This window comes from Rhodococcus sp. EPR-134, from assembly GCF_001647205.1.
Taxonomy (GTDB): Bacteria; Actinomycetota; Actinomycetes; order Mycobacteriales; family Mycobacteriaceae; genus Rhodococcus_F; species Rhodococcus_F qingshengii.
This window is the reverse complement of the sequence record NZ_LVCT01000445.1, coordinates 1-2315: the sequence shown is the minus strand read 5'-3', so window position 1 is coordinate 2315 and position 2315 is coordinate 1. Positions and strand designations below refer to the sequence as shown.

Annotated in this window: 3 protein-coding genes and 1 pseudogene; all 4 read right to left on the bottom strand. The window is 64.9% G+C overall.

Features of this window, described 5'->3' with window-relative positions:
• Positions 1 to 234, bottom strand: a pseudogene (locus tag A2J01_RS20660) (acetyl-CoA C-acyltransferase); the annotation flags it as partial.
• 93 nt (positions 235 to 327) lie between these two features.
• Entirely contained in the window at positions 328 to 456 is a 129-nt protein-coding gene (locus A2J01_RS37235) for a hypothetical protein (RefSeq protein WP_257784574.1), read from the bottom strand.
• On the bottom strand, positions 453 to 839 hold the full coding sequence (locus A2J01_RS20655) for a DUF5313 family protein (RefSeq protein ID WP_042920144.1): 387 nt from the start codon (positions 837 to 839) through the stop codon (positions 453 to 455). The genes A2J01_RS37235 and A2J01_RS20655 overlap by 4 nt, the downstream gene beginning before the upstream one ends.
• 6 nt (positions 840 to 845) lie before the next feature.
• The coding region (locus tag A2J01_RS20650) for a SulP family inorganic anion transporter (protein WP_064113468.1) at positions 846 to 2315 on the bottom strand (1470 nt) is incomplete at its 5' end.

Sequence of the window (2315 nt, the reverse complement as noted above, 5' to 3'; positions counted from 1 at the left end):
CATGGGGATGCCGGCGGCGACGGCGGCTTGGCGGGCGGGCATCTGGCCGGCGCCGGCGGTGAGGACCTGTCCCATGATGACGTAGTCGACTTGTTCGGGGGCGACTCCGGACTTGTCGAGGGCGCCTTTGATGGCGATGCCGCCGAGGTCGGACCCGGAGAGGTCTTTCAACGATCCGAGGAGTCGACCCATCGGGGTACGAGCTCCCGCAACAATCACAGTGGTCGTGTTCAACGCGTTCTCCAGTCTTTTGCGACGGTCTCGGGGGTCGATTGCCGAGACCGCGTCGGTGAAATGGCCTGTTATCGGATGTTGTCGTGCGTCTGTTCAGGCAGTGAGGATGTAGAACACTGCGGTCATCGCCAGCACCACAGCGGCAGCGGATGCCATCGCCGCGGTCAGGGAGGGAAGGGGCGGATTCATCGGATCATTCGCCGTCAACGGCCGCGCTGTCATGGGCGGTAGCGGGATTCGTAGGCCTGCTTTTCCTCGTCCATTTTCTTTTTCTCGTGCACGTCGAGGAGCGCGGGGCTCAATCCGTGGCTGACCAGACGGTGCCGCAGGTAGATCTTTTTCAAGGCGAGAAGGAAATAGACGAAGGGCAGGAAGAGCAGGAGCACCATGCTGATCCGGATGATCCAGGGGCCGGGGATCAGCAACAGCCCCAGCAGGATCGGCAGCAAGGGGACGATGCACCGTGTCGCGTAGCGGCGGGCGGCGCCGGGGCCGGTGATGTCCTCGATCACCCACGGAATGAACTCGTCCGGCAGGGTGCGTCCGGCGAGGTACTTGAGGTGCTGGGCGAAGGTGGGATGTGCGATGGTTCCGTTCTGGGACATGGTGTTTCATTCCTCGATGTTCATCGATAGGTACTGGTTCCTCGGAAGCACCAGCATGCGGGCGTATTCGATGGCGCGTGGTGTGTCGGAGAAGATGTGTCGGCGTTCGCTGTCGGAGGTGGTGAAGACACCGAGGGCTTTCAGTGGCCGGAGGTGGTCCGGTTTCATACCGGAAATCAAGACGGTGATATGGCGGTGTTCGAGTTTGTCGATGGCGTCCTTGAGGACGATGGCGCCGGTGGCATCGATCGCGGTCACCCGTGACATGCGCAAGATGACGACCTTGACGTCGGAGACGTCCGCCAATTCGAGCAGGAAGCGGTGAGCGGCGGCGAAGAACAAGGCGCCGTCGATGCGGTAGGCGACGATGTGTTCACGGAGCAGTTCGTGTTCTTCGCTCTGGTGCCCGTCGTCATCGAGTGGGACTTGTTCGATCTTGGCCGATTTCGCCACTGCGCGCAGTGCCAGGATCGCGGCGAATGCGACACCGACCGCGACCGCGGTGACGAGGTCGAGTGCGACGGTGACCAGGAACGTTGCGCCCATGACCGCGGTGTCGGCTCGGGTGGCGCGCGCGATGGCGATGATCGAGGCTGTTTCGACCATGCGCACGGTGGTGGCCAGCAGTACCCCGGCGAGAGCGGCCAGGGGTATCTCGGCGACCATGGTCGATGCCAGGTAGACGATCGCGGCCAAGATGACGGCATGGGTGAGTGCGGCGAGGCGACTGCGCGCGCCGGAGCGAACGTTGACGGCCGTGCGAGCGATGGCGCCGGTGGCCGGGACGCCGCCGAACAGGGGTGCGGCGATGTTCGCCAACCCCTGTCCGAACAATTCCCGGTCGGGATTGTGGCGGGTCCCGACTCCCATCGAATCCGCCGCGGTCGCCGACAGAAGTGATTCGAGGGCGGCCAGCGCGGCCACTGCCAGGGCCGGGGCCACCAGCGAGGTCAGATCCCCTAGATGCAGAAAGTTCAGTGTGGGTGCGGCGATGCCGGAGGGGATTTCACCGATGCGGGCGATGTCGAGGTGCAGCAGTTGCGCGGCCAACGTCGCGACAGCCACGGCGACGAGCGAGAACGGAACCTTGGGGAAGTAGCGTCCGCCGACGAGGATGGCGACGGCCACCGCGAGCGCTGTTGCCGGGGTGAGAATCGAGGGGTGCGCGACGAATTTGGCGACCGCGTCCGCTGCGCTGCGCCACACCTTGTCCCCTTCGGCGTCGGTGATACCCAGAGCGGCCGGGATCTGTTGGAGGGCGATGACCACGGCGATACCAGCGGTGAACCCTTCGATGACCGGTGCCGGCATGAAACGCACGGCCCGCCCCACTCCGGCGAACGCCAACACCACCAGCACGATGCCGGCGATCAACCCGACCGCCAGGACACCGGATCCGCCGTATTCGTGAACGATGGGAACCAGGACCACGGTCATGGCCCCGGTCGGCCCGGACACCTGGAACCGGGAGCCGCC